Source organism: Hymenobacter persicinus, assembly GCF_004167665.1.
GTDB lineage: Bacteria > Bacteroidota > Bacteroidia > Cytophagales > Hymenobacteraceae > Hymenobacter > Hymenobacter persicinus.
In genome coordinates this window covers 1-1,363 of the sequence record NZ_SEWE01000098.1, presented here as the reverse complement: position 1 = coordinate 1,363, position 1,363 = coordinate 1, and the positions used below count along the sequence as shown (strand labels likewise).

General features: G+C 64.1%; 2 protein-coding genes. Both read right to left on the bottom strand.

Annotated features, from left to right (window positions below; genetic code table 11):
- Positions 1-411: DUF4249 domain-containing protein (locus tag EWM57_RS20700; RefSeq protein ID WP_165370600.1), on the bottom strand; the 411-nt coding region annotated here is incomplete at its 3' end.
- Positions 412-484: 73 nt separating this feature from the next.
- On the bottom strand, positions 485-1,363 hold an 879-nt coding region (locus EWM57_RS20695), incomplete at its 5' end, for a DUF4249 domain-containing protein (protein ID WP_129923200.1).

The following is a 1,363-nucleotide window of genomic DNA, read 5'->3' as shown; positions in this document are numbered from 1 at the left end:
CCAGGTCACGGAGTCGATGGGCGGGGTGGTTTTGACGGCCACAAAGTCGGAGCCGTACTCCTGCTCGCGGCCCGTGCGGATGCGCAGGCGCACCTTCGTGCCGGTGGCCAGCGCCAGACTGGCCGAGCGGTAGGTGCCGGGCTGGGCCTCGTTCAAGGGGTAGCGCCGCCCGCCCTCTTCCTCGATGTAGACGCTGGCCTTGGCCTCGGCCGGCGCGGCGCCCTTGTTTTGCAGCGCCATGGTGCGCGTCAAGCGGATGCTGGTGACGCCGGCCGCGTTGATGCTGCCGTCCACGACCAGGAAGCTGCTCGGGTTGGCAATGACGTCCGGCGCGTATTTATCTACGCACCCCGCCAGCAGCAGGGCCGTGCATAGTACTCCGATACTCCAGCGCGTAATTGATGTCAACATAGCTTGCATAAGGTGAAGGCGCGGGAAGATACCTCCCGAGTCAAAGATAACCACTTCATTCGGGCAACTCGGCTCAGGGCCAGAAATCGGGTTTCACGTTAGTGCCGTTCAGGCGGCAATCCACGCATTCGTTCATGGAATAGGTGTAGCCGCCGTCGGGAAGCTGCTCAATCGGCTGAAATTTACCGCCGCGGAAGAACGTCACCAAGTTGGTGCGGGGGCTCACCGCCAAGAGCATGCAGGGCTCGGGCTCGAAACCGTTGGGCGCCTGCCAGGTCGTGATGGAGGCCGGCAGGTCCTGCTTGCTGATGAAGATACGCTTTTGCGTGACGGCCTGCGCGCCCACGTAGCCCAGCACCACCTCGTCGGGGTCCGAGAGGTTGCGCACGTTGCCCTTGACCTGGGTGGGCAGCGGGTCGTAGAGGCCCCCGATCTGCTCGGTCGACTTGCCCACCGCCTCCCAGTAGGCGTACTCCTCGGCCGACAGGGCGCGCTGCTGCACGATGACGCTGTACTTGAGCAGCAGCTGCTTGTAGATTGACTCGAGTGTGGTCAGCGGATAAGCCGATACCACGTCCTGCTCGAGCCTGCGGGTGCTGAATATCCGGAGCGTATTGGAGCTTTGGCTGCCCCAGCAGTGGTACACGTCCTCGGTGCGCGGCTGCATCTTGCCGTCCCGCAACTCCCAAAACGACTGAAAAACCGACGTGTACTCCCAGGTCTGGTCGTAGGTCCAGCGGTAGTAGCGGGCTTGCCGGGTATCGTCGTGGGCGTGCACGTAAAGCAGCACCTTGTTGGCGGCAACCCGCCAGGTCACGGAGTCGATGGGCGGGGTGGTTTTGACGGCCACAAAGTCGGAGCCGTACTCCTGCTCGCGGCCCGTGCGGATGCGCAGGCGCACCTTCGTGCCGGTGGCCAGCGCCAGACTGGCCGAGCGGTAGGTGCCGGGCTG